The organism is Parafrankia elaeagni (genome assembly GCF_000374165.1).
GTDB classification, from domain to species: Bacteria; Actinomycetota; Actinomycetes; order Frankiales; family Frankiaceae; genus Parafrankia; species Parafrankia elaeagni.
Genome location: NZ_KB893716.1, coordinates 111930 through 137645 on the forward strand (window position 1 = coordinate 111930; position 25716 = coordinate 137645).

The 25716-nt window shown below is 69.9% G+C and carries 18 protein-coding genes and 6 pseudogenes; 14 read left to right on the forward strand and 10 right to left on the reverse strand.

What is annotated here, in order from left to right; genetic code table 11:
- Positions 1 to 229 precede the first annotated feature (229 nt).
- Positions 230 to 811: a TetR/AcrR family transcriptional regulator gene (locus B207_RS0110680; RefSeq protein WP_018636527.1), complete on the reverse strand. Its 582-nt coding sequence runs from the start codon at positions 809 to 811 to the stop codon at positions 230 to 232.
- A 145-nt stretch (positions 812 to 956) separates the two neighbouring features.
- On the opposite strand from B207_RS0110680, the pseudogene B207_RS33435 reads away from it, so the two are divergent.
- From B207_RS33435 to B207_RS0110695, 3 genes and pseudogenes are all read left to right on the forward strand, one after another.
- Positions 957 to 2149: pseudogene (locus B207_RS33435) on the forward strand (acyl-CoA dehydrogenase family protein).
- Complete coding sequence (locus tag B207_RS0110690) at positions 2146 to 3177, forward strand: phosphotransferase family protein (protein ID WP_018636528.1); 1032 nt, start codon at positions 2146 to 2148, stop codon at positions 3175 to 3177. Before B207_RS33435 ends, B207_RS0110690 begins: the two are co-directional and overlap by 4 nt.
- Positions 3174 to 3947 carry an SDR family NAD(P)-dependent oxidoreductase gene (locus B207_RS0110695; protein ID WP_018636529.1) on the forward strand — a complete coding sequence of 258 codons (774 nt, stop codon included), beginning with the start codon at positions 3174 to 3176 and terminating at the stop codon, positions 3945 to 3947. Before B207_RS0110690 ends, B207_RS0110695 begins: the two co-directional genes overlap by 4 nt.
- A gap of 146 nt (positions 3948 to 4093) precedes the next feature.
- On the opposite strand, the gene B207_RS0110700 is transcribed toward B207_RS0110695, so the two are convergent.
- The gene (locus tag B207_RS0110700; protein WP_154675267.1) at positions 4094 to 5251 is read right to left on the reverse strand and encodes a GDSL-type esterase/lipase family protein; all 1158 of its coding nucleotides are present in this window, start codon (positions 5249 to 5251) and stop codon (positions 4094 to 4096) included.
- A 328-nt stretch (positions 5252 to 5579) separates the two neighbouring features.
- Between B207_RS0110700 and B207_RS33440 the strand changes: the two genes are divergently transcribed.
- Complete coding sequence (locus B207_RS33440) at positions 5580 to 6224, forward strand: nitroreductase/quinone reductase family protein (protein WP_051102481.1); 645 nt, start codon at positions 5580 to 5582, stop codon at positions 6222 to 6224.
- A gap of 245 nt (positions 6225 to 6469) precedes the next feature.
- Here B207_RS33440 and B207_RS0110715 read toward each other — a convergent pair whose 3' ends face one another.
- Entirely contained in the window at positions 6470 to 7735 is a 1266-nt protein-coding gene (locus B207_RS0110715; RefSeq protein WP_026310921.1) for a glycosyltransferase, read from the reverse strand.
- A gap of 178 nt (positions 7736 to 7913) precedes the next feature.
- Here B207_RS0110715 and B207_RS0110720 point away from each other — a divergent pair, with 178 nt between their 5' ends.
- Positions 7914 to 8225 carry a hypothetical protein gene (locus B207_RS0110720; RefSeq protein ID WP_154675268.1) on the forward strand — a complete coding sequence of 104 codons (312 nt, stop codon included), beginning with the start codon at positions 7914 to 7916 and terminating at the stop codon, positions 8223 to 8225.
- Positions 8226 to 8438: 213 nt separating this feature from the next.
- Here the strand turns inward: B207_RS0110720 and B207_RS0110725 are convergent, their stop codons facing one another.
- Positions 8439 to 9326, reverse strand: a complete 888-nt coding sequence (locus tag B207_RS0110725; protein WP_026310922.1) for an SDR family NAD(P)-dependent oxidoreductase — start codon at positions 9324 to 9326, stop codon at positions 8439 to 8441.
- Positions 9323 to 10063: a TetR/AcrR family transcriptional regulator gene (locus tag B207_RS0110730; RefSeq protein ID WP_407671403.1), complete on the reverse strand. Its 741-nt coding sequence runs from the start codon at positions 10061 to 10063 to the stop codon at positions 9323 to 9325. Before B207_RS0110730 ends, B207_RS0110725 begins: the two co-directional genes overlap by 4 nt.
- A gap of 68 nt (positions 10064 to 10131) precedes the next feature.
- Here B207_RS0110730 and B207_RS0110735 point away from each other — a divergent pair, with 68 nt between their 5' ends.
- The 7 genes and pseudogenes from B207_RS0110735 to B207_RS33450 all read left to right on the forward strand — a co-directional run bounded on the left by B207_RS0110735 (position 10132) and on the right by B207_RS33450 (position 19415).
- A complete protein-coding gene (locus B207_RS0110735; protein WP_018636536.1) occupies positions 10132 to 11484 on the forward strand; it encodes a hypothetical protein in 1353 nt (450 codons plus the stop codon).
- Positions 11481 to 12923 (forward strand): acyl-CoA reductase, encoded by a 1443-nt coding sequence (locus tag B207_RS0110740; RefSeq protein WP_018636537.1) that lies wholly within the window; start codon positions 11481 to 11483, stop codon positions 12921 to 12923. The genes B207_RS0110735 and B207_RS0110740 overlap by 4 nt, the downstream gene beginning before the upstream one ends.
- A 196-nt stretch (positions 12924 to 13119) precedes the next feature.
- Positions 13120 to 14688 carry an ABC transporter substrate-binding protein gene (locus tag B207_RS0110745; RefSeq protein WP_026310923.1) on the forward strand — a complete coding sequence of 523 codons (1569 nt, stop codon included), beginning with the start codon at positions 13120 to 13122 and terminating at the stop codon, positions 14686 to 14688.
- A 214-nt stretch (positions 14689 to 14902) separates the two neighbouring features.
- Positions 14903 to 15013 (forward strand): TauD/TfdA family dioxygenase, encoded by a 111-nt coding sequence (locus B207_RS39670; protein ID WP_018636539.1) that lies wholly within the window; start codon positions 14903 to 14905, stop codon positions 15011 to 15013.
- Positions 15010 to 15430 (forward strand): annotated as a pseudogene (locus B207_RS38200) (SDR family NAD(P)-dependent oxidoreductase); the annotation flags it as partial. The gene B207_RS39670 and the pseudogene B207_RS38200, both read left to right, overlap by 4 nt.
- Positions 15431 to 15726: 296 nt before the next feature.
- Positions 15727 to 18159, forward strand: coding sequence for a glycoside hydrolase family 3 N-terminal domain-containing protein (locus B207_RS0110765; RefSeq protein WP_018636542.1), 2433 nt, complete (start codon positions 15727 to 15729; stop codon positions 18157 to 18159).
- Positions 18160 to 18193: 34 nt separating this feature from the next.
- Positions 18194 to 19415: pseudogene (locus B207_RS33450) on the forward strand (glycoside hydrolase family 1 protein).
- Positions 19416 to 19490: 75 nt separating this feature from the next.
- Here the strand turns inward: B207_RS33450 and B207_RS0110780 are convergent.
- From B207_RS0110780 to B207_RS38205, 3 genes and pseudogenes are all read right to left on the reverse strand, one after another.
- Positions 19491 to 20504: a Gfo/Idh/MocA family protein gene (locus tag B207_RS0110780; RefSeq protein ID WP_018636545.1), complete on the reverse strand. Its 1014-nt coding sequence runs from the start codon at positions 20502 to 20504 to the stop codon at positions 19491 to 19493.
- Between the two features lie 158 nt (positions 20505 to 20662).
- Positions 20663 to 21010 carry a hypothetical protein gene (locus B207_RS40595; protein WP_018636546.1) on the reverse strand — a complete coding sequence of 116 codons (348 nt, stop codon included), beginning with the start codon at positions 21008 to 21010 and terminating at the stop codon, positions 20663 to 20665.
- 94 nt (positions 21011 to 21104) lie between these two features.
- Positions 21105 to 21737: pseudogene (locus tag B207_RS38205) on the reverse strand (glycoside hydrolase family 3 C-terminal domain-containing protein); the annotation flags it as partial.
- Here B207_RS38205 and B207_RS40600 point away from each other — a divergent pair.
- Positions 21698 to 21973, forward strand: a complete 276-nt coding sequence (locus B207_RS40600; RefSeq protein WP_195905278.1) for a hypothetical protein — start codon at positions 21698 to 21700, stop codon at positions 21971 to 21973. The pseudogene B207_RS38205 and the gene B207_RS40600 overlap by 40 nt on opposite strands.
- On the opposite strand, the gene B207_RS0110805 is transcribed toward B207_RS40600, so the two are convergent.
- Both B207_RS0110805 and B207_RS33455 read right to left on the reverse strand, forming a co-directional pair.
- Positions 21963 to 23279: an ABC transporter substrate-binding protein gene (locus B207_RS0110805; RefSeq protein WP_026310924.1), complete on the reverse strand. Its 1317-nt coding sequence runs from the start codon at positions 23277 to 23279 to the stop codon at positions 21963 to 21965. The two genes, B207_RS40600 and B207_RS0110805, sit on opposite strands and share 11 nt — an antisense overlap.
- 72 nt (positions 23280 to 23351) lie before the next feature.
- Positions 23352 to 25430, reverse strand: a pseudogene (locus B207_RS33455) (ATP-binding cassette domain-containing protein); the annotation flags it as partial.
- A gap of 84 nt (positions 25431 to 25514) precedes the next feature.
- On the opposite strand from B207_RS33455, the pseudogene B207_RS39675 reads away from it, so the two are divergent.
- Positions 25515 to 25716, forward strand: a pseudogene (locus B207_RS39675) (hypothetical protein); the annotation flags it as partial.

The following is a 25716-nucleotide window of genomic DNA, read 5'->3' on the forward strand; positions in this document are numbered from 1 at the left end:
CACGATCGCGCCACTGTGACCTCCGTACGGCGCGCCACCCCGCGCCAGAGAAACTCTGTCACCCGGAGAAACTCTGCCACGTTTCCAAACTCGATGTCGAGTTTGAGTATAGCGTGACGCGCTGACGGGACATCATCACCCATATGACCACATGGGCGCCTTCAGCCCTTCAGTCCCGACGATCTCGGCGCGGAGGTTCCGCGCGGCACGGCATGCCGGCGGGAGCCGGTCAGCGCGCGTTCACGATGCGGAGGGCGAACTGGCTGTACTGCCAGACCACGGCGTCCTCGGTCAGCTCGCCGTCGGCGCGGAACCACACGGCGACGCCCATTCCCAGGTCGAGAATGGCGTACGAGGCCAGCCTCGAGGACGCCACCTCGAACCGCCCCGCGCGGATACCGGCCTCGATCAGGTCACGGAAGCACCGCTCGTACTCCGCACGCAGCTCCAGTACACGTCCGCGGTGCGGCTGCACGAGGCTACGGATCTCACGGTTGCCGACGAACGCCTCCTGGTGGTGCCGCGCGTGGTACCGCACGTGCGCCTCGGTCGCCCGGCGCAGCCGTTCCACCGGTTCCTCGGTGGTGGCGACGGCTGCCCGGTGGGCGGCCAGGAGCGCCTCCATCGTGCCGGTCATGATCTGCGCGAGCACGTCCTGTTTCGATGCCACGTGCTTGTACAGACTGGGGCCGCGCATGCCGACGGCGGCGCCGATGTCAGCCATCGTGGTGGCCTCGTAACCGAGGCGCGTGAACAGGTCGAGGGCCGCGGCACGGATCTGCGCGGACCGTGCCGAGCCGGTCAGGACCACCTGTCTCCCCGAGCGCTAACGGACGATAGCGACGCCGCGTGTGCGCCGACGCGGCATTCTAGCCGAACCCCTTGCAGGCAACACGAAGCCATGACTAGCATCCGGCTAATGGTCGTTAGCCCAGACGGTCGCCGCAGGAGATCCGATGACTGTTGACCTCTCCCCCGAGCCCGCCGTCGCCGATCTTGCCCGGCGCACGGCGCAGTTCGTTCGTGAGGTGGTGCTCCCACTCGAGAAGCGGCAGCGCAGCGCCGCCCCCTCCGAGGCGGTACGCCGCGAACTGCAGGACGCCGCCCGGGCCGCGGGCCTCTTCGCCCCGCACGTCAGTACCGAGTACGGCGGCCACGGGCTGGACATGCGCGGCCGTGCCGCCGTCTTCGAGGAGGCCGGTACTCCCTGCTCGGCCCGCTCGCTCTGAACGTCGCCGCGCCCGACGAGGGCAACATGCACCTGCTGGAGGCCGTCGCGACCGACCGGCAGAAGGAGCGTTACCTTCGCCCGCTCGCCGCCGGCGACCTCAGGTCCTGTTTCGCGATGACGGAGCCCGCGCCCGGCGCCGGGTCCGACCCCCGGGCGCTGGTCACCCGCGCGGAGCGGACCAGCGGCGGCTGGCGCATCGACGGGCGCAAGTGGTTCATCACGGGCGCCGGCGGCGCGGGCTTCACGATCTGCATGGCCCGCACCTCCGGCAGCCCCGGGGACGCGGGTGGCGCGACGATGTTCCTGGTCGACACGGACAACCCCGGCATGAAGGTGGCCCGCCACATCGAGACGCTCGACGAGAGCATGTTCGGTGGCCATGCCGAGCTGGTCTTCGACACCTGCGAGGTACCCGACGACGCCGTTCTCGGCGAGGTCGACGAGGGCTTCCGGCACGCGCAGGTCCGCCTCGGTCCGGCCCGGATGACGCACTGCATGCGCTGGCTGGGCATCGCCCGTCATGCGCAGGACATCGCGACGAGGCGCGCCGGCGAGCGCGAGCTGTTCGGCTCGCGGCTGGGCGAGCTGGGCATGGTGCAGCAGATGATCGCCGACAGCGAGATCGACATCGCCGCCGCGCGGGGCCTCATCCTGCGTGCCTGCTGGGAGCTCGACCAGGGCGACCCGGCCGCCCAGTCCACCGCGATCGGCAAGACGTTCTGTGCCGAGGCGGTGTGGCGGGTGGTGGACCGGTCGCTGCAGATCTGCGGTGCCCTGGGCGTGTCCGGGGACGTCCCGCTGGGCAGGTTCCTGCGCGAGGTGCGGCCGTTCCGGATCTACGACGGCCCGTCCGAGACGCACCGCTGGGCGATCGCGCGGCGGGCACTCCGGCGGCAGGCGTCGGAGCTGGCCCGATGAGCACGGCCGTCGAGGGGCTGGACCTGCCCGCCCTGGAACGGTTCCTCGCCGAGCGGGTGCCGGGCCTTCGGGGCGGGCTGACCGCGACGCTGCTGCCGGGCGGCCGCTCGAACCTGACCTACCTGCTCACCGACGGGCGGACCCGCTGGGTGCTGCGACGTCCACCGCTGGGCGGGCTCACCCCGTCGGCGCATGACGTTCTCCGTGAGTACCACGTGGTGGCCGCGCTGTTCGGCAGCGGTGTGCCGGTCCCCCGCCCGGTCGTCGCCAGCGAGAACGGTCCGCTGGATGTGGCCTTCGCCGTGGTCGAACACGTTCCGGGGACGGTCATCCGTACCGAGGAGGAGCTCCACGCCCTCCCCCAGGCCGACATCGACCGGTGCGCCCACGCACTGATCGACGTGCTGGCCCGGCTGCATGCCGTCGACCCCGAGGCCGTCGGGCTGAGCACCTTCGGCCGCCCGCAGGGCTATCTGAGCCGCCAGATCCGGCGGTGGAACGACCAGTGGCAGCGTGTGCACACCCGCGACCTGCCCGACATCGACGCCCTGCACGCCAGGCTCGCCCAGGCCCACCCGACCGAAAGCGGCGCGTCGATCGTGCACGGCGACTTCCGCATCGACAACGTCATCCTGAGCCCGGACGACCCGGCCGCGGTGCGGGCGGTCATCGACTGGGAGATGGCCACCCTGGGCGACCCGCTCGCCGACCTGGGCCTGCACATCGCGTACTCGGATCCGGCCTTCGCCCCCGTGCTGGCCGGCTCGGCGGCGTCCACCAGCCAGCGCCTGCCGGATGCGGCCGCTCTCATCGAACGCTACGCCGCGGTCACCGCCCGGGACCTGAGCGCCTTCCCGTTCTACCTCGCGCTCGGCTACTTCAAGGTGGCGGTGATCGCGGAGGGCATCCACGCCCGGTACCGACAGGGCGCAACCCGCGGCGCCGGTTTCGAGTCCGTCGGCGAAGCCACCGCCCCGCTCGCCGCCGCCGGGCTGCGGGCCCTGCGCGCGGACCTGGAGAAGCGGTGAGCACCAGCAACGTGCTGGACCTGTTCCGGCTGGACGGCAGGGTCGCCGTGGTCACGGGGGCCAGCTCCGGTCTCGGCGCCGGGTTCGCCCGAGCCCTCGGCCAGGCCGGCGCGGATGTCGTCCTGGCCGCCCGCCGCGCCGACCGCCTCCAGGAGGTCGCGCGCAGTGTGCGGGAGACGGGCCGGCGGGCCCTCCCCGTCGCCACCGACATCAGCACACCGGACGAGTGCACCGCCCTGGTGGAGAAGGCGGTCGCCGAGTTCGGCCGGATCGACATCCTGGTCAACAACGCCGGCGTCGGCAGCGCGGTACCGGCCCTCCGCGAGCAGCCGGAGGAGTTCCGCCGAGTGATCGACATCAATCTCAACGGCGCCTACTGGGCGGCCCAGGCCTGCGCCCGGGTCATGGCACCCGGGTCGAGCATCGTCAACATCGCCAGCGTTCTCGGGCTCATCAAGTCCTACGCCCCGCAGGCGGCTTATGCCGCCAGCAAGGCCGGCCTGATCGGCCTTACCCGTGACCTGGCCCAGCAGTGGTCCGGCCGCCGGGGTATCCGGGTGAACGCCGTCGCCCCCGGCTACTTCGCCAGCGAGATGACCGCGGAGATCCCAAGGGACGCGCTGATGACCTTCATCGCCAGCACCAGTCCCCTGGGGCGTCTCGGCGAACAGCACGAGCTGGATGCCGCCGTGGTGTTCCTCGCCGGGCCGGGTGCCTCCTACATCACCGGCGCGACCCTCGCGGTGGACGGCGGAATGTCCGGCCACTGAGCACCCTGCGCGCAGCAGGGTCCGCGGTCCAGCGTGGCGACGTAGCGAGCCCACAGAGCGGCTCCCCGCCGAACCAGCAGCTCCAGCGCCCCGTGCCGCGGCACGGGGCGGGCCTGTCGAGCGGCGGGCGTCGGCGGGTCCGCCCGTCAACGGGTGGTGGCGCGTCCCGGCGGGCCGGGTTTCCCGGTCATGTTCCCCTTGACCGGGATGACCCGGTACTCGGTGATCGTCCCGGCGGGCAGCGGGTCCGTCGTCCACGTGTTCGTCCCGGGTGTGCCGGTCAGTGTGCCCGGAAGACGCTGGAACACCTGTTCCCCCCGGGACAGCACTCGTTGCTCGACGAGATACTCGGTCGCACCCGGGGTGGCGGGCCAGGTCAGTACATTGCGCCCCGGCTGGCTGGTGGCGGTGACCGCCCCGCCGCTGTACGGCCACGGGAAGTCGCCGTACAGCGGGCCGAAGTCGGCACCGATCCCGAGCTGCGCGAGCCCGTTCGCCACAGCCCGGGCGATCACGAAGTCGCCGGCAGGGTTCGGATGCGAGCCGTCCCAGGTGTACCGGTACGGGTCCCAGTCGGCATAGCCACGGGCGACGACCACCCGGGATCGCTCCGTCTGCCACCTTCCGACCTGCTGGTCGAGCAGCGTGTTGTAGGCGGTTGCCTGCTGTTGGAGATCCCGCCCACCGTCATATCTGGAGCGGTCCAGGACCTGCGAGACCACGACGTCGATGTCGGGATTCAGCAGCCGGGCATTGTTGATCAGAGCGATCATGTCGTCGACGGCGGTCTGCGGCGCCGACCAGTAGGTGAGATCGTTCGCACCCAGGGACACGATCAGCACGTCGGCAGGCGTCGCGCGCAGCACGTTCGCGATCGCATCCCGCTCGTCCCTGATGGACGCCCCCCAGACCGCATGGTGGTCCCGGTCGAACCAGGCATCGACGTAGTCGTTCGAGCCGGGCGCGTTCGCGACGTTGTCCCAGACGTCGATGCGGTCACCGACGAAGTCCGCCCTGCCCGGCGCGGTGAGGTTCAGGTGCTGGGCAAGCCGGTAGCGCCAGGTGTAGTCACCGGCTGTCTGCACGGCGACCGAGTCGCCGAGGATCAGCACCCTGGTCGGCGTGTCGGGCTGGTCGCCGCCCCCGCCCGCCACGGCCACAGCCAGACCTGTGCAGCCGGCCAGCAGAACCGCGGCCACCAGCGCAGCCGCCAGGCGCGCCCGCCTGCCCAGCCACGCGCCCGCCGCGGGCTCGAACAGTCGCCGGAAGACACGGCGCTGCCCACTTGTACGCAGTCCGCCCATGCTCCCCATGCCGCCTCTCGCCTGCCGCCCGCCACCGAGTCGGTCCAGACAACGCATTCTGGCAGTTGGGAGCGGAAACTGCGCAATCCAGCGGCAGGATTCAACCGGTGCACGCCGAGCGCACAGAAAGCACGCCGCGGTGATATCCTCCCGGCCGTATCCCGCAGGCGGCGCAGCCGGCCGGGTGCGCGGTGGGCGGGCACAGAGCTTCCCAGGGGTTTCCAGGGGTTTCCACCTACATGCCAGGCGAGAATCAGCTTGAGGAATTTCTGACGTTCCAGCAGGGATCATCGACGAGTTCCGCGCCAACGCAGGGAAAGTCGGCGGGATGTTCGAGGGTTCCGCGCTCTGTCTTCTCACCACGACGGGGGCGCGCACCGGGCAGCCCCGCACCCAGCCGCTCGGCCTGATGCAGATCGACGGACAGGACCTGGTCGTCGCCTCGGCGGCCGGCGCACCGACCCATCCGGCGTGGTACCACAACATCCGCAAGGACGCGATCATGATGGTCGAGACAGGCGATCGCACGTACCGGGCAATCGCCTCGATCCCCCCACCCGAGGAGCGCGACCGGCTCTTCTCGGAGATCGCCGCGCAGGAGCCGGGGTACGGCGAATACCAGGCGAAAACCGATCGGATAATTCCGGTCATCGCACTCCATCCGATCGACCTCGACCCCGACCGGGTCAAGCACCTCGGTGACACGCTGGTCGAACTGCACGAATGGCTGCGCGGCGATCTGGCGGAGCTGCGCAGGCGGATTGATGACGTGGTCGAGGGCAGGGCGGGCAGCCACAGCGCGATCACCAGCACGGTGGCGGCCTGCCCGATCCCGCAAACGATCATGACTCGTCCGAGGTCGAAACGATCGCTGACAACGCCGGTGAAGGAGCCGAGCAGCGACGGTGCGAAGTCCCCGACGAGCAGGAGCAACGCGATCGCGAGTCCCTGGCCCGTGCCGTCCGCGACGTAGAGCATCAGCGCGACCAGGCTGAGGGAGTCGCCGGTGCAGGACACCGTGCGAGCCGCCAACAACGCCCGCAACGGCTGGTTCGTGCGCAGCAGTCGCCAGGAGCCGCCGGTGTCCTGGTGGTCGGCGACCTGGTGATCGGTGACCAGGAGACCGGCGTCCGGCGGCGGCTCGGTACCGGTACCGGCGGGGAGGGTTCTGGCGACAGCCTGACGGCCCGTACGTCTCATGCCCTGGTGCAGCCTGGATCAGGGCCGCTGCGCCTTCTCGAGGAAATCGACGGCACGTCCGGCCGCGTCCTCCGACTTGAGCTGGGCGGCCAGCCGGGCCGCTCGTTCCCTCGGTTCGCGGTCCAGCAGCGGTTCCACGGCGCGGACGAGGGTCCGCTCGTTCATCTCGGGGAAGCGCAGGGTGGCGCCGATCCCGAGGCGTTCGAGCTGAGCGCCCCAGAAGGGCTGGTCTCCAATGACCGAGCACACGACGGTCGGCAGTCCGGCTCCGACGGAGGCTGCCGTGGTGCCGGCACCGCCATGGTGGACGGCGATGCGGCAACGCGGCAGCACCGTGTCGTGGTCGAGGTTGCCGACGACACGGACCCGCTGGTCGGCGCTGGTGCCGGGCGGGATGTCGGACCAGCCCGCGCTCACCAGCGCGCGCAGCCCCAGCCTGCGGGCGACCGTGCTGATCAGATCGAGCACCCGGGATGGATCCTGGACCGGCATGCTTCCGAATCCGAAGTACGCGGGCGGTTCACCGTCGTCCAGCCACTGGTCCACGGCCGGGTCGAGCTGGTGCTCCCCGAGCAGCTTGCGCTGCTCGGCCGACAGCGTGAGGAAGCCGACCAGCGGGCGGCGCGGACCCCAGGCGGCGAGTTCCGGCACCAGGACCCGGCTGTAGGCCTGCAGCTCCGTCGCGCCGGCCCGCGCGAGCCGGCGCGGAGTCGGTACCCGCGTCGGTCGCAGGCCCAGCCGCGCCCGCAGCCTGTTGACGTCGGCGGCGAGGACCCGCCAGCCGGCGGACTGGACGGCGTGATACATGAAGTGGTTGACGACACGCGGAAACCGGCGGGTGCTGGCGAGGAAGAACGGGAAGGCCCCGTTCGCCCGCATCGGCGTGTGGTGCAGGGATGCCATCGGCACTCCTCGCCATTCCGCTATGCATGCCGCCTCGTCCTCGATGGTCACCCCGGACACGATGAGATCGGCGCCGTCGGAGATCTCCGCCATGGCGTCGGCGATGCGGGTCGCCTGTTGACGCTTGTAGCGGCTGAACCCGAGCATGAGTTTTCCCAGATCGCCCGAGGCCAGCCAGGCCCGCACATCCTCGGATCCCATGAAGTCATGCGCACCGACGCCGATCGACGCGGTGTCCACCCCCATGCTGAGCCCGAAGTGAGCAAGATCCTCAGGGAGGCCGAGGACCACCTCGTGACCGCGCCGGACCAGTTCGGCACCGAGTATCGCCGCGGGTTGTGCATCGCCTCGGGTACCCATCACAAAAAGTGCGACACGCACGGAGCCAACCTTCCTCCTGAAGTCCGACCATGACGAAGGAGCCCGAGCCGCTCATGGGAGTACCTAGCGCGGCGTGCGCCCGGCGCCCGGCGTCCGGCGCCCGGCGTCCGGCGCCCGGCGCGCCCGGGGCCCGGGCGCGCCGGACGACCACGGACCGATTCGGGTCAGGCCGAGGAAGGTGGCTGATCAATTCGATCGCAGGAGCACCCTGGCGGCGCCGTCCCGCCGGGTGACGATGCCGATGCTGGCCGCGATCCGGCCGGACCGCCGGGCCCGAGCCGTCACCGTCAGCTTCCCGAACACCGTATGCAAGATGTTGATCGACGGTCTTCTCGCTGCGGACGACATCCCGGGCGTCCTGACGGCTGGCGAGACCAGCGGCGGCCCGCCTGCCGACGGCAAGCTCCGGATGGCCCGGCGAATCGGGCATCTCATCACATTCCAGGAACCAGCGATAGCTCGCACCGTACCGGACGGCCGGGAGCGGTGAGGAAGGCACCTCCCGCCTGCGCCCACCGGGCGCAGCACCTCGCGGTGGCACCGGACGTCGGCCCCGTCAGGCGGCGGCGACAGCGCTGTCACAGTCCGACGCACGCCGGACGGCTGGCACGCCGCCCGGCTTTCGGGCCGGATGACGCACGCTCAGGACGAGCTGTGCCCTGTCACATGCACGAATGACCACACGGGATCGCAGCGCCCGGGTTCAGACCGGTCGGATCGCACCGATCCTCGCCAGGAGGCTCTCGGATTCGGTCCAGAGGTGAGCGGCGGCGGCGTCGTCCTGCGCAGCTTCGGAAGGTGCTTCCTCCGCCTTGTCGTGAAAGTAGCGTCCGGCCGGGTGGCCGCCTTCGGGTGAGGTGGTGAGCCAGAGCAGTGTTTCGGCGGCTTCGTCGGGTGGTGCCGTGTCTGCCGCGGCCATGTGGGCCCGCATCGCCGCGTCCCCGTGCGCGGCGAAGTTGCTGGCGATCACACCGGGATGCATGGTCTGGGCGACGATCCCGTCCGGCCCGAATCGCCGTGCCAGCTCGCGGGTGAAGAGGATGTTCGCGAGCTTGGCCCGGCAGTAGGCGACAGCCGGCTGGAAGTCACCGAGGCTCTGCAGGTCGTCCCAGTCGAGTCCCGCGACCGTGCGGTGGCCGCTTGACGACACGGCGATCACCCGCGTGGAGCCGGGCGGCCGGCTGGCTGCGCTCACCTTGAGCAGGGGCATCAGCTCCCGGGTGAGCAGGAAGGGCGCGAGATGATTGGCCGCGAAGGTCGCCTCGGTACCCTCAGCAGTGATGATCTTCCTGTCTCGCACGCCGCCGGCGTTGTTGATGAGGACGTCGAGACGATCGGTGAGGCTTCGGAGTTCGGCGGCGACCCGTGTGACCTCCGCCATCAGAGCGAGGTCGCCGCGGATCATGGTGAAGGCGCCGTTCCCGCGCACCGCCGCGGCGATCTCCGCTTCGGCGGCGGCGCTGCGTTGCGGATCGCGGCCGACGCCGATCACCTGCCAGCCGCGTTCCGCGAGCCTGCGGGCGGTCGCCCGACCGATTCCCGAGCTGGCGCCGGTGACGGCCGCGACGGGGCGGTGTGCGTCGAGTTTCAGGGGGATCCCTCCATGGTCTCTGGCGTGACCGACGGCCGCGAACCGTCCTGGCGTGGCAGGAGGCCGTCGAGCAGCAGGCGAACGGAGAACCGGATCCTCTCGTCCAGTTCGTAGTCCGTCGGCGTGTGGCCGCTGACGATCGTTCTCACCGGGCCGCTGACCAGCATGCTCATGAAGACGGATGCGGCGAGTGCGGGGTTGGTGGGGGCGATCGTACCGGCGGCGACGGCGCGCTCGAGCACACCGGCGACGAACTCGATCACCGGCCGGCCACTCTGCTCGAAGCTGGCGGTGAAGATCTCGGGGAAGCGGTAGCTCTCGGTGTTGATGATGCGCTGCAGGCGCAGGCCGTTGGGTGTCGCGACCTGAGCGATCCGTAGCCGGGCGATCGCCTCGAGGGTCTCGGCCAGGTCGCCGTTGTCCAGGCTCTCGAGCAGGGCCCGCGGGGCGATCTGGCGCTCGATGGCGCGTTGGACCGCCGCGCGGAACAGCGCGGCCTTCTCGGGGTAGCGGGCGTAGACCGTGCGTTTGGTCATGTTGACCCGACCGGCGATCATCTCGATCGTCGCGAGCTCGAAGCCACGCTCGAGGAACAGGTCGAGTGCGGCGTCGAGCAGCTCCTCGTGGCGCGCCTCGGCCTGCTCGCGGGTGGGACGCCCCGCCCCGCGTCGGGGTGTGGCCGCTCCGTCGTACACGTCGCCTCGCTCCGGAGTCCCTCTTGCGCTGGGCCGGTGCATCGATTAATGATACACGCCAGGTGCCGTTCTTCGGGCTCGGCCACCCCTACCAGCAGTAAGGATGCCCTGTGAGCTCAGCCATCGAGACGCTGACCCAGCTGGTCGATGCCGAGGATCGGTTCGACCACTCCCACACCGAGTTGCGCGAGACGCAGTTAGCCGCCCTGAACGAGCGGTTCCAGGAACGCCGGGACCGCATCCGGCTGCTGGCCCACCGGGCCCGCGAGGCCGGCACCACCGAGATCCGCAGCCGCGAGGACATGGTGGGACTGCTGTTCCCGCACAGCGTCTACAAGAGCTACCCGGAGAGCTTCCTGATCGAGGAGAGGTGGGACCGGCTCGGCAAGTGGCTGGGTACCGTCTCGCCCTACCCGATCAGCCCGATCGAGACCGCCGGCATCGACGGCATCGACGACTGGATCGAACGTCTGGCGGCCGCGGGTCACTACGTCTCCTGCTCCAGCGGCACGACGGGCAAGTCGGCGATGCTGCTCGCGTCGGAGCAGGACATGGCCTGGTCCCGCATCGACACGGTCAACGTGTTCTCCTGGGGCTCGGGGGTGAAGCCGGCCCGGGATCGACGGATGATCGGCGTGGGAGCGACCGCCGCCGTCCCGAAGAACCTGGTCATCGCCCAGGCCCAGCAGGCGGCGTTCAGCGATCCCACCAGAGAGCGTTTCAGCCTGCCGATCCCACCGATCACGGTCGGGTCGCTGACCAGGATGGTCGTGCTCCGCAGGAAGATCGCGGACGGCACGGCGCTGCCCGGCGAGCTGGCCGGCTTCGAGGAGACCTCCAGGCAGCGGCAGGAGGCCCTCGACAAGGCGATGATCACGGCGGCCGAGGCGCTCGTCAGGTACCGCGACGAGAAGCTCTACATCGCCGGCATGTGGAACTCGCTGTACCAGGCAGCCAGGATCGTGCGGGACCTGGGCTACTCGGCGAAGGACTTCCACCCCGACAACTGCCTCTACGTCGGCGGCGGGCTCAAGCGCGCACAGCTGCCGCCGGACTACCAGGAGTTCGTCCACGAGACGTTCAATATTCCGGCCAGCCGGAACTTCCAGAACTACTCGATGCAGGAGCTCAACTCCGGTATGCCCAAGTGCCAGCAGGGCAACCGCTACCACCTGCCGCCGTGGATCGTGCCGTTCGTCCTTGACGAGGCGGGCGAGACACTGCTCCCGCACGAGAGCGGCGAGACAGAAGGCCGGGCCGCCTTCTTCGACCTCTCGCTCGACGGGCGCTGGGGCGGCATCATCACCGGCGACAGGATCTCGCTCGATCTGGATCCCTGCGGGTGCGGCCAGAAAGGGCCCACGGTGCGCGACAACATCGCCCGCTACGCCGACCTCAAAGGCGGCGACGACAAGATCGGGTGTGCCGGCACCGTCGACGCGTATGTGCGGGGCCTGTCATGAGCATCACCGACACCCGATCCCAGCCCGCCGACGCGATCGTTGCCGCGCCGTTCTTCCTGCGCGGTGAGCTTTTCGAGGGCCGGGACGTCACGCACCGTTCACGCGACCTGGGCGTCACTTTCGCCACGCCGCGGATCGCCATGGACCGCGCGGTGCACCCGCGCACCGAGGTACCCCCGCTGCTGAACGTCCCGCTCAGCGAGATCATCGATTTCCTCGTCGAGACGGGCGAGCGGATCCGTGATCCCCGGAACTCCTTCGTGCAGGACTGCATCGATCGCATGGCCGGCACCCACGTGCTTCCCCGTGCGGTCCTGGAAGGGCAGGTCAAGGGCGCCGCCGCGTATCTCGACAAGCGCCTGCTCGAGACCGTGGTGGAGCAGAACTTCCCCGACCCCAGGGCCCTGGACGAATGGGTGCCCAAGCAGGACTTCACCGGCCGGAGAAGCTACGTCCGCGCCTTCGCGCCCCGGCTGATCCACGTGTTGCCAGGCAACTCGCCGGGCGTCGCGGTGAAATCCATCGCCCAGGGCGCGTTGGTGAAGGCAGTCAACCTGTTCAAGATGTCCTCCAGCGACCCCTTCACCACGGTGGCGGTCCTGCGGACGATGGCGGACATCGATCCCGACCACCCCATCGTGAGATCGATGTCGGCGGTCTACTGGCGGGGCGGAGACGACGCGGTGGAGCAGGTGCTCTACCGCCCCCAGTACTTCGACAAGATCGTGGCCTGGGGTGGCGGCGACGCGATCAACAACGTGATCAAGTACCTGGGGCCAGGCTTCCAGCTGGTGTCCTTCGACCCCAAGACATCGATCTCGATGGTCGGCAGGGAGGCCTTCGCCTCCGAGGAGGCGCTCGGCGTCGCCACCGAGCTCGCCGCCGCCGACGTCATGGTCCTCAACCAGGAGGCCTGCGTCGCCAGCCGTTTCGTCTTCGTCGAGGCGGACCAGGCCGACGCGGACCGCTTCAGCGAGCGGCTCCACGCCCGCATCGTCGAGAAGGCGGCCGCCTCGGGTGACGCCCGCCCGCTCGACGCCGACCTGCGCGAGCAGATCGACGTGCTGATGATGCTTGACGACGAGTTCGGAGTCTGGGGCAGGACCGACGGCCACGGGCTGGTGATCCGTTCGGACGAGCCCGTGGACTTCCACCCGATCAACAAGACCGCGAACGTCGTCCGGGTCGACTCGCTCGACGAGGCGATGAAGTACGTCAACGTGGCGACCCAGACGGTCGGCTTCTATCCCTTCGGGCGGATGGCCGACTACCGCGACCGGCTCGCCAGCGGCGGCGCGCAGCGCATCGTCCGGCTGGGCGAGGCCGGGCCGAGCACCATCGGCAACCCGCACGACGCCATGTATCCGCTGCACCGTTTCGTGCACTGGATGGCCCACGAGGACGGCACCCTGACCGGCAACGACGGCAGCGACGGCTGATCCTTCCCTGCGGTGGCGGATCACGCCTGCCTGAGCGCGGAGATCGCGGCGGTGAGCGCCGCCGAACGCGAAACAGCGCAGGGCGATGAAGCGCGCCTCGAACTGGTTCTTCCACGAGCTGTCGCCAGGTTCTTCCCAGCCGCGGCGACACGTTCCCGGCGGACACACTCCGTCCCATAGAAACGGAAGGTCGATGATGTTTCGTAGGACCCGATTAACGGTTGGCGCGGCCGTGTGCGCGATAGCCCTCGCCCTCGGGGCGTGTGGGGGTGGCGGCGACTCCGGTCCGGGTCCGTCCGCAGGCGCGACCGGGGAGCCGGTCGCCGGCGGCGAAGGGCGCCTGCTGCTGCTGGCTGAACCGCGCACACTCGACCCGGCCATTCTGGGTAATGGCTACGCCACCCTCGCCGTGCTGGGGAACGCCCTCTACGGCAGCCTGATGATCAGCAACGATGACGGCGCCGTCGAGTACAAGATGGCCGAGTCGTTCGAGACCACTGACAAGGGCAGGACCTTCACCCTCACACTTCGTGACGGGCTGGTCTTCTCCGACGGAACCCCACTCAATGCCGAGGCCGTCAAGTTCAACTGGGACCGGCTGAAGGACCCGGCGACCCGGGCCGTCAACCTCGCCGAGGCGTCCGACATCGACTCCACCGAGGTCGTGGACGCCGTGACCCTCAAGGTCACCCTCGTGAACCCGGTGCCCGCCTTCGCCCAGTCCATCGTCACCTCCACGCTGAACTGGATCGGCTCGCCCGCCGCCCTGCAGAAGGGGGCGCAGTCCTTCGACGCCGCGCCCATCGGCGCCGGGCCGTTCATCCTGGAGAGCTGGACCCGCCAAGCCGACCTCAAGCTGGTCAAAAACCCGCGCTACTGGGACGCTCCCAAGCCCTACCTCGAGCGGTTGACGATGCGCACCGCGACGGAAACGAACCAGCGGTACAACACGGTGCTCACCGGCGGTGCCGATCTGGCCATCGAGTCCAGCCCGGTCAACCTCGACAAAGCCGAGCAGGCGGGCCTGGCCACCGACGTCATGGATCTCAGTGGCGGGCTCTTCCTGGCGATGAACACCCGCCGGGCGCCGTTCGACGACATCCGCGCCCGCCGGGCCGTCGCTGCCGCGCTGGACCTGGAAGCGGTGAACCTCGCCGTCTACAACGGCACCGGGAGGCCCGCCGACCTGCTGTTCGCCGACAGTTCACCGTTCCACACGAGCACCACGCTCCACAAGACGGACAAGACACTCGCCCAGAAGCTGTTCGACGAACTGGCGGCGGACGGAAAGCCGCTTTCGTTCACCTTCACCAGCGCGCCGAGCGCCGAGAACAGGACGATCGCGGAGAACGTCCAGGCGCAGCTGGGCGCCTTCAAGAACGTCAAGGTCGAGGTGAAGGTCGCCGAGATCACCGAGTACGTCGCGCTGCGCCGCACGCACGAGTTCGACGTGGCGGTCTCCTCGGCCTTCTTCCAGGACCCCGAGCCCCGGCTCTGGACGACCTTCAACGGGAAGTCCGCAGCCAACCTGCCCGGCATCGACGACCCGAAGCTCAACGATGCTCTCGCCGACGCCCGCGCCGCCACAACGGAGGACGAGCGCAGGACGGCCTACGCCGTGTTCGAAAAAGCGCTCGTGGACCTGATGCCCGTGGTCTTCCTGGCCCGCGCCGACCCTGGCGTGATCGCGGGAAAGGGCGTCGGTGGCTTCGTGCAGTACGGACTCGGCTCCCTGCTGCCCGAGGAGATCTGGATCAGCAAGTAGTACCTGCAAGTAGTACCTGACTGACGAATAGTCCCCCGCCTCGGGCGGGGTCCCTCGCACCGCACCGAGGCTGGTGCTCCGGCAGCGCCGCCGGAGCACCAGCCTCGCCGGAGCACCAGTACCGGCCGCGTCGAGACCACCAGCCGCCGCCTCACCCGCAGAGAGATCAATGATCTCGTCAAGGCAGTCGGCGGGATCCTCAAGATCCTCCAACATGGTGATCTGGGACAACGTCGGTCTGATCCACCGGGCCTGTCCGTTCGACCGGACCAAACCGCGGGTGATGCACCGGTCCACGCTCGTCGGCAGCGAGGGGATCCAGTGAGCACCGTGCGCACAGCGATCGTGACCGGCGGGGCATCGGGCATCGGGCATCGGCGAAGCCATCAGCAGGCGGCTGGCCGCCGACGGTGTCGCCGTCGCGGTCTTCGACATCAACGGCGCCGCCGAGCAGACGGCGGCCCTGATCGAGAAGACCGGCGGTGCAGCGATCGGCCTCCTCGTCGACGTGACCGACCGCGCCGCCGTCGAAGCCGGCGCCGAGGAGGTCCGCAGCCGGCTGGGCCGCCCCACCATCCTGGTGAACAGCGCCGGCATCGCTCCGGAGGGGCCGTTCCTGGAGATCAGTACCGAGCAGTGGAACCGGTCGATCGCCGTCAACCTCACCGGCACCTTCGACTGCTGCCAGGTCGTCCTCCCGGGCATGCTCGAGGCGGGCTGGGGCCAGACCTTCAACGTCAACGGCGGCCGCAACACCTGAGACCAGGCACGCCGTGCTGGTACGTGCCGACGCAGCAGCAGCAGCAGCCGCCGCCGTACCGGCGCTCTCGATCTCGCCACTTGCGCGCGCTAACAACCCGATGTTAGCTTGTCGATCCACGGCACTAGTGCGCGCTAGCGCGCTTGGGTTCTCGTCTCCACGACCTCGGCCATCTTCCGGAGGGCGGCGGCGCCCAGGAGGGAGAACTCCTGGACCAGGAGGCCACGAACACCGGTATCCGCACGCTGACCGGCTGACGCATCAGTAAGGAGTCGACGATGACGTATGACGACACGCTGACGCCCGAGGCCCGGGCGGACGCGCTTCTGCGGACGATGACGGTGGAGGAGAAGGCGCAGCAGATCACGGGTCTGATGCCGGTCGGGCTGCTCGGTGTGGACGGCCTGATCCAGGCACAGGCCGAACGTCTCCTGGGCAACGGGATCGGCCACATAGCGCCGCTCGGGATGCTCAGCCACCGAACGCCGGCGAACCTGGCGAAGGGTGTCAACGAGATCCAGCGTTATCTCGTCACCCGGACCCGCCTGGGCATTCCCGCGCTCTTCCACGTGGAGGCCCTCAACGGGGTGGTCTCGCCCGGGCTGACCACGTTCCCGACCGCGATCGGGCTCGCCGCCACCTGGAACCCCGCCGGTGTGGAGGAGATGGCGGACGTCCTGCGCCGGCAGGCCCGGGCGATCGGTCACCCGCTCGTCCTGTCCCCCGTCATGGATGTCGCCCGGGACGCCCGCTGGGGCCGGGTCCATGAGACCTACGGCGAGGACCCGTACCTGGTGTCCGCGATGAGCGTCGCGTTCGTCCGCGGCATCCAGGGCGACGACCCGCGCGAGGGTGTGATCGCGACCGGGAAGCACTTCCTCGGCTACGCCCTCACCGAAGCCGGGCAGAACATGGCCCGCACCGCCATCGGGGCCCGGGAGCTGTACGAGGTGTACGCCCGCCCGTTCGAGGCCGCCATCAGACTGGCCGGCCTCGGCGCGGTGATGAACTCCTACAGCACGATCGACGGCATCCCGGTCGGCGCCAACCCCGAGATTCTCACCGGTCTGCTGCGGGAACGCCTCGGTTTCGCCGGCATCGTCGTCTCCGACTACGAGACCATCCGCCACCTGTACAAGCGGCTCGGCGTCGCGCGTGACGCCGAGGAGGCCGGCCGGCTCGCCCTCGCCGCGGGCCTCGACGTCGAGCTTCCCGTTTCCGACGGTTATGGCGCCACGCTCGCGCGGGCGGTCGACGCCGGCACGGTTCCCGCCGAGCAGCTGGACCAGGCCGTGTGGCGGGTCCTGCGGGACAAGTTCGCGCTCGGCCTGTTCGACCGGCCCTACGCCGACGAGGACCCGGTTGTCGTCAACGGAGTCGCCCGCCAGGGTGTCGACCTGTCCTACCGGCTCGCCCAGCAGTCGGTGACCCTGCTGGCGAACGACGGCACCCTGCCGCTGTCCCGGGACCTGCGCCGGATCGCGATCGTCGGCCCGCACGCCGACGGGATCTCCTTCGCGTTCCCGCCCTACACCTACCCGGCCGCGCTGGAGATGCTCCGTGCCCGGTTCACCGGCGAGCGGGCCCACATACCCGGCACCGAGAACATGGCCGGTGACATCACCCCCGAAGCGGCCGCGCTGATGCGCCAGGAGCTCGCCGAGCCCATCGGGACGCCGATCGACGACTACATCCGCGAGGCCTACGGGGCGCTGTCCCTCGCCGAGGCCGTCCGGCTGGCCGTGCCCGACGCGCAGGTGACCGTGGCCACCGGCTGCGGTGTCCTCGACGAGGAACCAGCCGACATCCCGGCGGCGGTCGCCGCCGCCGCGGACGCCGACGTGGTGATCCTCGCCCTCGGCGGACGGGCCGGCTGGTTCACCCCCCGGATCACCGAGGGCGAGGGCTGCGACACCGCGAACATCGACCTTCCCGCCAACCAGGTCGCGCTCGTCCGGGCCGTCGCCGGCACCGGAACGCCGTGCGTGGGCATCGTCTCCACCGGCCGGCCGATGGCCCTGACCCCGGTCGTCGACCTGCTCCCGGCGCTGCTCTACGGCTACTACGGCGGCCAGCACGCCGGCACCGCCATGGCCGACGTGCTCTTCGGCGACGTCAACCCGGCCGGCCGGCTCCCCGTCTCCCTCCCGCGGCACTCCGGGCAGGTGCCCGTCTACTCCGGCCAGCCGACCGGCACCGGCTACCGGCGCACCGACCAGGACATGCACCTGGGCTACCTCGACATGGCGTCGGGCCCGCTGTTCCCCTTCGGCCACGGACTGAGCTACACCACCTTCGACTACCACGACCTCACGGTCAGCTCACCCGAGGTCGACAGCGAGGGCACCGTCACCGTCGGGCTGACCGTCCGCAACACCGGCGCACGGGCGGGCGACGAGGTCGTGCAGCTCTACTTCTCCGACCAGGCCACCGGAGTCACTCGGCCAGCCCAGGAGCTCGTCGGCTTCACCCGCGTCAGTCTGGCCGCCGGCGCAGCGGCGACCGTGGCCTTCACCGTGCCCATGAGCCAGCTCGGCTACGTCGCCCTCGACGGCGGATTCGTCCTCGAACCCGGCCCCATCCAGATTCTCGCCGGCAGCTCCTCCGATGACATCCGCCTGCGCGGCAGCTTCGACGTCGTCGGAAAAACCGCCGAGCTGAACGGCCGCCGCTCTTTCCTCTCCGATGTCACCGTCAGCCACCTGACGTGAAAGAACAGGATTCCCCCCAGGAGGTCCACCGGCTATGAGCACGTTTCCCGACGGCTTTCTGTGGGGTGCTTCGACCGCGGCGCACCAGGTGGAAGGCGGCAACGTCAACTCCGACATGTGGCACAGCGAATGGGCGGAGAACTCGAGGTTCGCCGAGCCGTCGGGAGACGCCTGCGATCACTACCACCGGTACCCGGAGGACATCGCGACCCTGGCCGGCCTCGGCCTGAACGCCTACCGGTTCGGGGTCGAGTGGGCGCGGATCGAGCCGGAGGAGGGCTTTTTCTCCCGCGCCGCTCTCGACCACTACCGCCGGATGGTCGGCACCTGCCTCGAGCACGGAGTCACCCCGGTCGTGACCTACAGCCACTTCTCGACACCGCGATGGTTCGCCGACGCGGGAGGGTGGAGCAACCCGGCAGCGGCGGACCGGTTCGCCCGGTACGCGGGCCGGGTGACCGAGCACATCGGTGACCTGGTGCCCTGGGTGTGCACGTTCAACGAGCCGAACGTCATCTCCCTGATGGTGCACCTCGGTGTCATCCCGGCCGCGTCCCGCGACGAGGCCCTCGGCCTGTCGACCAGCAGCGAGGGCCCGCCTCCCGGCGGGACACACTCAGGAGCGGCGTGGGCCGCCCCCGCCGTCGAGGTGATGGCCAGGGCCCATCGCAAGGCCGTGGACGCCATCAAATCCGGTCCCGGGAACCCAGCTGTCGGCTGGACGCTGGCCCTCATCGACCTCCAGCCCGCCGACGGCGGCGAACAACGCTGCCGCGCCGTACGCCAGGGCCCTGCTCGACTGGCTCGACGTCTCCCGCGACGACGACTTCGTCGGCGTGCAGACCTACACCCGGGAACGTATCGGCCCCGACGGCGTCCTGCCCGTCCCCCCCGGGGCCCCCACCACGCAGACCGGATGGGAGGTCTACCCCCAAGCATTGGGCCACACCGTCCGACTCGCCGCCGAACGCGCCGGCGTGCCCGTCCTCGTCACCGAGAACGGCATGGCCACCGACGACGACGACGCCCGGATCGCCTACACCACCGCCGCTCTCGAAGGGCTGGCCGGCGCCCTCGCCGACGGCGTCGACGTCCGCGGCTACCTGCACTGGTCCCTGCTCGACAACTTCGAGTGGACGTCCGGCTACCGGATGACCTTCGGGCTCGTCGCCGGCGACCGCACCACCCTCACCCGCACCGTCAAACCCTCCGCCCACTGGCTCGGCAAGGTGGCCCGCGCCGGCGGACTCATCTGAAGCGCCAGGAAGAGGGATGCGTGATCTGAGGATCCGAGAGGGAATCGTGAGGTTTGCAGACGGCGCGGCGCGGGGTCAGGTGTTGTCCGCGGGGTAGCGCACACCGATCTGGGCGCGCGCGGCGTCGAGCGTTCGCATGATCGAGACGGATTCGTCCAGCGGCATGATGTCGCTGTCGAGATGCCCGGACCGCAACCGTTCGTGTACGTGACGGGCCTGGTGATGCAGGCCTCCACCGGCCGTCCCGTCGCCGTCGCCGTCCCGGGCCGCCGGCAGGTGCAGGCGCTCGGTGTCACTCCCCCGCTGCACGACGAGCTCGTCCGGGCAGTGCATGAACGCCGGCAGCTCAATGCTTCCGGCGGTGCCGGTGACCCGGCCGGTACAAGCCAGGCCAGCACGGAGCGAGGCCTTGGCGATCGCGATCGCGCCGCTGTCGTAGGAGGTCAGGACGGCGAGGTGCTCATCGACACCGGTCTCGCCGAGCTGCCCGAACGCCGCGACCCGGCTCGGCTCACCGAGCAGCATGCTGGCCAGCGACACCGGATAGACGCCCAGGTCCAGCAGCGCACCGCCGCCCAGCGCAGGGTCGAACAGCCGGTGGGAGGGTGTCATCGGCAACCGGAATCCGAAGTCACCCTCCACCGAGAGCACGGTACCGATGTCGCCCGCCGTCACCAGGGCGCGCAGCGTGACGTAGGCGGGCAGGAAGCGGCTCCACATCGCCTCCATCAGAAACCTTCCGTGTGCTCGGGCCGTGGCGACCATGTCAGCGGCCTGGCCGGCGTTGAGCGCGAACGGCTTCTCACACAGCACCCCGTGCCCGGATTTCAGGAAAAGCAGGGTGTGCTCGTGATGTTGCGAGTGCGGGGAGGCCACATAAACGATATCGATACCGTCGTCGGCTGCAAGGCGCTCGTACGAGTCGTACCTGCGGCGCGGGGCGACTCCGTACTTCTCACCGAATTCGTCGGCGGTCTGCCGGCTGCGGGAACCGACGGCGACCAGCTGAGCCTCCGGAAGGCGACTCAGCGCGTCGGCGAAACCTCTGGCGATCGCCCCGGTCCCGGCGATACCCCAGCGAAACGTCATGCGTACCCCATTCTCCAGAAGGCACCACAGCCGGGCGCCGTCGCGGCTCTCTTCCGCCGCGCGGAAGGCCGGCGGCAGCGGTGTCCCACACGACACCTTGATCCATGTGTGACACGTGTGATGGGAATCCGCCAGGCCCGCCATCCTGCTGCTCCGGGTCAGCTCGACCCGATCGCCTGGTAGGCGAAACGGGCGAGCGTGGCGTCGGTGTTGCCCACCGCCTCGACGCCGACGACCTGGCCGGTGAAGCCACTGGCGACCTCGGTGGACAGGTACCGGCCGTCGACAGCGGCGAGGGCCTGGAAGACGCCGTCCCGGACCCAGCCGAGTTCGATCAGATCGGGGCCCTGGCTGAGACCGCGGCCTTCGGGGTACGTGACGGCACGGATGGCGAGGAGATGCTCCGCGGCGATCCCGTCCTGCGCCGCGAGTGTCTGGTCGAGAGGGCCGATCACCACCCGGACGCGCAGGGGGTCCGGCCCCGCCGGTATCCGCTCGGCCGTCACGTCGGAACCTGTTGTCTCCAGGAACCGGAGCTCGGGCGCTGCGCGCGGGAACGGTGATCGTCCCGGTGGCGCGGATGTCATCGCTGCTGAACCCGGCGAGCAGGGTCGCCTCGCCGGCCTCGACACCCCGGGAGCCGTCGACCATCGTGTAGAAGAGGCGCTCGACGGGGGCTTCGAGCGAGACGGTCGTGCGTTGGCCCGCCGCCAGCGTGAGCCGGGTGAAACCGATCAGCTGTCGCACGGGGCGGACCACCATCGCGGCCTTGTCGCGGGCGTAGAGCTGGACGACGGCCTCACCGTCGACGTCGCTGGTGTTGGTCACGGCGAGCCGCGCTCGGATGATCCCCTCGACCTCCTCGACGGGCGCCCCGGCGGAGTCGTCGAGGGCGATGTCGAAGGTGCTGTAGGACAGTCCGTGGCCGAAGGGGTAGAGCGGGCCGTTGTCGGCGAGGTCGTTGTAGCCGTGCCGGGAGCCCGTGGGGTGGCCGTAGCCACTGCCGTGATGATGTCCGTGGTAGAGGGGCACCTGGCCGAGGTGGCGGGGGAAGGTGCTGGGCAGTTTGCCGCTGGGGTTGACCGTGCCGAAAACCGTGCCGGCGATCGCCGCGCCGGCCTCCTCGCCGAGCAGCGGTGCGAGCAGGACGGCGTTCGACGCCTGGGCGACCGGGCCGAGGCGACGGAGAGTCGATGGCCGGGCCGGTCTTCCGCGGGTCCGCCCCCGCCCCACCCGGGCCTGGGCTGGTGGGAGGCACGACGAGATCGGTGACGGCGAACCCGGTGAGCTGGGCGACCTTCTGCTCCAGGGTGAGCTGGGAGACCAGGTCCGCGACCTTCTCGGGGGTCGGTGTGGTGATGGTCAAGACGAGGTCTCCTCTTCGCGTCGCTGCTCACCCGGTGATGCGGCGCTGCCCGGCCGGCGTCAGCCGGTCGGGCAGCGCCGGACAGCAGCCGATCAGCTGCTGAGGAGGAACGCCTTCCGCTCCGGGTTCCAGGGCAGGATCCGCGGTGGGATGTTGCCGGCCGGCGACTCGCGGCTGTACGTCGCCTCGTCGACGACCGTCGGCAGGCGGAAGTCGCCGAGGGAGAACGCGGCGTCCTGGAAGGACTTGTAGGTGAGGTCCTTGCCCGCCTTCTCGGCGATGGCCCTGAACAGGGTCAGGTAACGGCAGGCAGCTGCCTCGGACGTGCCCCAGGCTGGTTCCCCGCTCGGGGTGAGCGCCGGCTCGATGATCTTTCCCCGGGTCTGGGGCAGCGCGGCCTCGACAGTGCTGACGCACGGGTTGTTGGCCGGTGCGTAGTTGGTGGCCTGCCCGAGCGCGAGGGCGTTGTCCAGCGCGCTCAGATCGCCGCCCCGGACGCCCAGAACGTAGGAGCTGGCTGTGCTGTTGTTCGCGAACAGCAGACGGGGCCGGTAGCTGCCCTTCTGGATCTCGGCGGGGAACTGGGCCTGGGAGCCGCCGACGAGGAGCACGGTGTCCACACCCGCGGACTGGAACTTCTGGATGAAGACGTTCAGCTGCGACGAGACGGCGGCCGGGTCCGTGGTGTCGGCGTCCAGGACACCTGTCTCGGTCACGGGGATGTTCTTGGCGCGCAGGCTGGACAGCACGACCTTGTCCAGGACCGCCTGGTCGTCGCGGTAGGCGACGACCGCCAGCTTCCTGCCGGACAGGGCGCCGTTGTCGATGAACTGCTGGAGGCCCTCGCCGAGCTCGTCGCCGCCGCGCAGGTCGGAGACCCAGGGCGCCTGGGCCTTGGCGTAGCGCTCGGCGGTGAGGTCACCACCGACGACGAGCGTCTTGTGGGTCTGCACGTAACAGGTCACATCTTCGGCGTTGAGGCTGCCGAGGACGGCGAAGACCTTCTCGTCCTCGGTCAGCTTGACGCAGGTCTCCGAGGCACCCGCCGGGGACAGCACGTCGACCGCGCCGTAGACCGGCTCGATTCTGCGACCTGCGATACCGCCGTCCTCGTTGACCTCGTCGACCAACGCCTGGAAGACGGCCTGGTAGTCGCCATGGTCGACGTCGACGTACTGCTTGACCTTCTCCAGGTCGGGATAGACGAAGCCGATCTTGATGCTGTCGGCGGTGACCCCGGTCGCGGTTGCCGGTGCCGGCGGGGCGGGATACACCTCCGCGGCTGTCCCGCCGGTGCCCGGCGTGTCGTTGTCGTCGTCCGACTCGACGCTACAGGCGGCGAGGGTGAGTGCGGTGGCTGTCGCAAGTAATAAAGAGCCGTATCGGCGGGCGCGGCGGGGTGCGGTCATCTTTCAGAACTCCAGAAAGAGGGCGACTGAGCGGACAGGCTGGATCTCGGTGGAGCTTTTCGGGCGCTTCGCCTACGTGGACGACGCACTGATGACCTCGGGGCCGGTTGCCGCCGGGCCGGGCACGCTGCCGCTGCGACTGATGGCGCGTTCGTCGGTGCCCAGGTAGCTCGCGATGACCTTCGGGTCGTTGCGTACCTGGTCGGGTTCTCCGTCGGCGATCACCCGCCCGGTTTCCAGGCAGTAGACGCGGTCACTGATCCCCATGATCAGTGGCATGTCGTGCTCGATGACGAGCATGGCTGCGTCGAGTTCGCGGCGGATTTCCTGGATTAGTGGCCCGAAGGCCTCCGTCTCGCGTTGGGCGACTCCCGCTGTCGGTTCGTCGAGGCAGAGCAGGCGTGCGTCGAGAGCGAGGAGGCCGGCGAGTTCGACGATGCGGCGGGTGCCGGTGGACAGGTCGGCGACAAACGCGTCGGTATAGCGGCCGAGGCCGAGGAAGCCGATGAGGTCGTCGGCCGCGGCTCGTTGGGCGCGTTCGTGGCGGAAGGTGTGGGGAAGGTGGAGGGCGGTGCTGAGGAGTCCGGTGCGGCCGCGTGCTTCCAGGGCGATCTGGACGGTCTGGCGGACGGTGAGCTCGGGGAAGAGCGTGGCGGTCTGGAAGGTGCGGCCGAGGCCGGCGCGGGCGCGGGCGGCGGGGCTGGCGCCGGTGATGTCCTGGCCGGCGAGCTCGACGGTGCCGCCCGCGGGGAGGAAGCCGCCGATGGCGTTCATGAGGGTGGACTTGCCGGCGCCGTTGGTGCCGATCAGGCCGATGATCTCGCCTGGTTTCACCTGGAGGGAGACGCCGTCCACGGCGGTGAGGCCGCCGAACCGGACGCGCAGGTCGGTGGTTCGCAGGACCGCCAGCTCGGCGGGGAGTGGCTCGCGTTCGATGGTCCGGCTCAGCACCCTGGCGGGCGCCGCCTGCGGCGCGCGGGCTGGTGGGGGTCCCAGGCGCCGCTCGGCGGCACGCAGGAGGACGTCGCGAGCGCTGTAGCCGATCTGGACGAGACCGCCGGGGAAGTAGAGGAGGAGGACGAGGAGGCCGAGGCTGGAGGTGAGCAGGGGGACGATGTCGTTGTCCGGGAAGATCGCGGGCAGGCCGATGACCCACAGGGCGCCGAGGACGGGGCCGTACACCGAGCCGAGGCCACCGATGACCACGATGGACACGAGGGCGAGCGAGTCGGCGGACAGGAAGTACCTGTCGGAGTAGGGAACGTTCTGGACCGCGCCGGCCAGGAGGCTTCCTCCGAGGCCGGCGATGCCGCCGGCGAGCGCGAAGGCGCGCAGTTTCACCCGCGTTGCCCGGACGGTGTAGGCGGCCGCCGTCCACGGGTTGTCCCGGACGCCGATGGTGGTGCGCCCGACGCCCGAGCGGCGCAGCCGGGCGACGACTGCGAGCACGACGGCCAGGACGACCAGGACGACCAGGACGAGGTAGTAGTAGCTGCGCTGGTCGGTGATGTCGATCCCGAAGGCGGTGCTGCGGGGGAACGAGGCGGTGTGCGCTCCCTCGTCCTGGAACAGATCGCGCCGGTAGAGGAACTGTTCGGCGGCGATCCCGAAGGCGAAGGTGCTGACCGCGAGCAGCAGGCCGCGGACCCGTAGTGCCCCCGCACCCACCACCGCGGCGATCGCGGCCGTGACGAGACTCGCGATCAGCACGGACACGGGGAAGGGCAGCGCGTTCAGGCTGACGGTACTGCCCCCGAGCGGGATCCGCAGGCCGCGGTTCAGCGCCGCGGCGGTGAGCGCGCCGAGGCCGGCGAAGGCCATCTGGCCGAGGGAGAGCTGCCCGGCCCAGCCGGTGAGGATCGTGACCGACGCCGCGCAGATGGCGTAGCCGAGAATGATCGTGTACAGCAGCTGCCGGGAGGACTGGTGAACCAGCAGCGGCAGGACGATGGCAAGCACGCCGAGGAGCAGGAACGGGACGCGCTCCAGGTGGCGGATCCACCACAGGTCACGCAGCCGTTCCGGGACGGGCCGGACCTTCGGGGCGAACGAGAACGCCGAGGTCTCGGCGTCGCGGCCGCGGCTGACCACGAAGACGGCGGCCAGGACCAGCAGGAAGATCACCAGGTCGGTCAGGCCCGGCTCGTCGAGCTAGTCCTGTCTTCCGCACGTGCGTGCGGTGAGCCAGCTGCTTGGTCTCTTGTTCGGATCACGTCGGGGTGACCGCGATCGGTAGTGACAGGCCTGGGACTGTTCCTGGCTGTGACGGTCGTGATGGACTACGGGCCGCCGAGCGTCGAGAAGCCGCTCGGCGCGCTGCCCGTCGTGCGTGACTACCTGGCCCGCCTCGATCTGGCGGGCACGATCGACCGGCTCGCCCCGATGCGTGACAAGGTCAACCGGGCCACCCACGGCGACGTGATCGCCGCGCTGGTCG

Coding starts and splice junctions, on each gene's coding strand:
- B207_RS0110690 (WP_018636528.1), top strand. CDS start 2,146: ATGAGCACGGCCGTCGAGGGGCTGGACCTGCCCGCCCTGGAACGGTTC.
- B207_RS0110700 (WP_154675267.1), bottom strand. CDS start 5,251: ATGGGCGGACTGCGTACAAGTGGGCAGCGCCGTGTCTTCCGGCGACTG.
- B207_RS33440 (WP_051102481.1), top strand. CDS start 5,580: ATGTTCGAGGGTTCCGCGCTCTGTCTTCTCACCACGACGGGGGCGCGC.
- B207_RS0110730 (WP_407671403.1), bottom strand. CDS start 10,063: ATGCACCGGCCCAGCGCAAGAGGGACTCCGGAGCGAGGCGACGTGTAC.
- B207_RS0110740 (WP_018636537.1), top strand. CDS start 11,481: ATGAGCATCACCGACACCCGATCCCAGCCCGCCGACGCGATCGTTGCC.
- B207_RS0110745 (WP_026310923.1), top strand. CDS start 13,120: ATGTTTCGTAGGACCCGATTAACGGTTGGCGCGGCCGTGTGCGCGATA.
- B207_RS39670 (WP_018636539.1), top strand. CDS start 14,903: ATGGTGATCTGGGACAACGTCGGTCTGATCCACCGGGCCTGTCCGTTC.
- B207_RS0110765 (WP_018636542.1), top strand. CDS start 15,727: ATGACGTATGACGACACGCTGACGCCCGAGGCCCGGGCGGACGCGCTT.
- B207_RS0110780 (WP_018636545.1), bottom strand. CDS start 20,504: ATGACGTTTCGCTGGGGTATCGCCGGGACCGGGGCGATCGCCAGAGGT.
- B207_RS40600 (WP_195905278.1), top strand. CDS start 21,698: ATGGCCGGGCCGGTCTTCCGCGGGTCCGCCCCCGCCCCACCCGGGCCT.
- B207_RS0110805 (WP_026310924.1), bottom strand. CDS start 23,279: ATGACCGCACCCCGCCGCGCCCGCCGATACGGCTCTTTATTACTTGCG.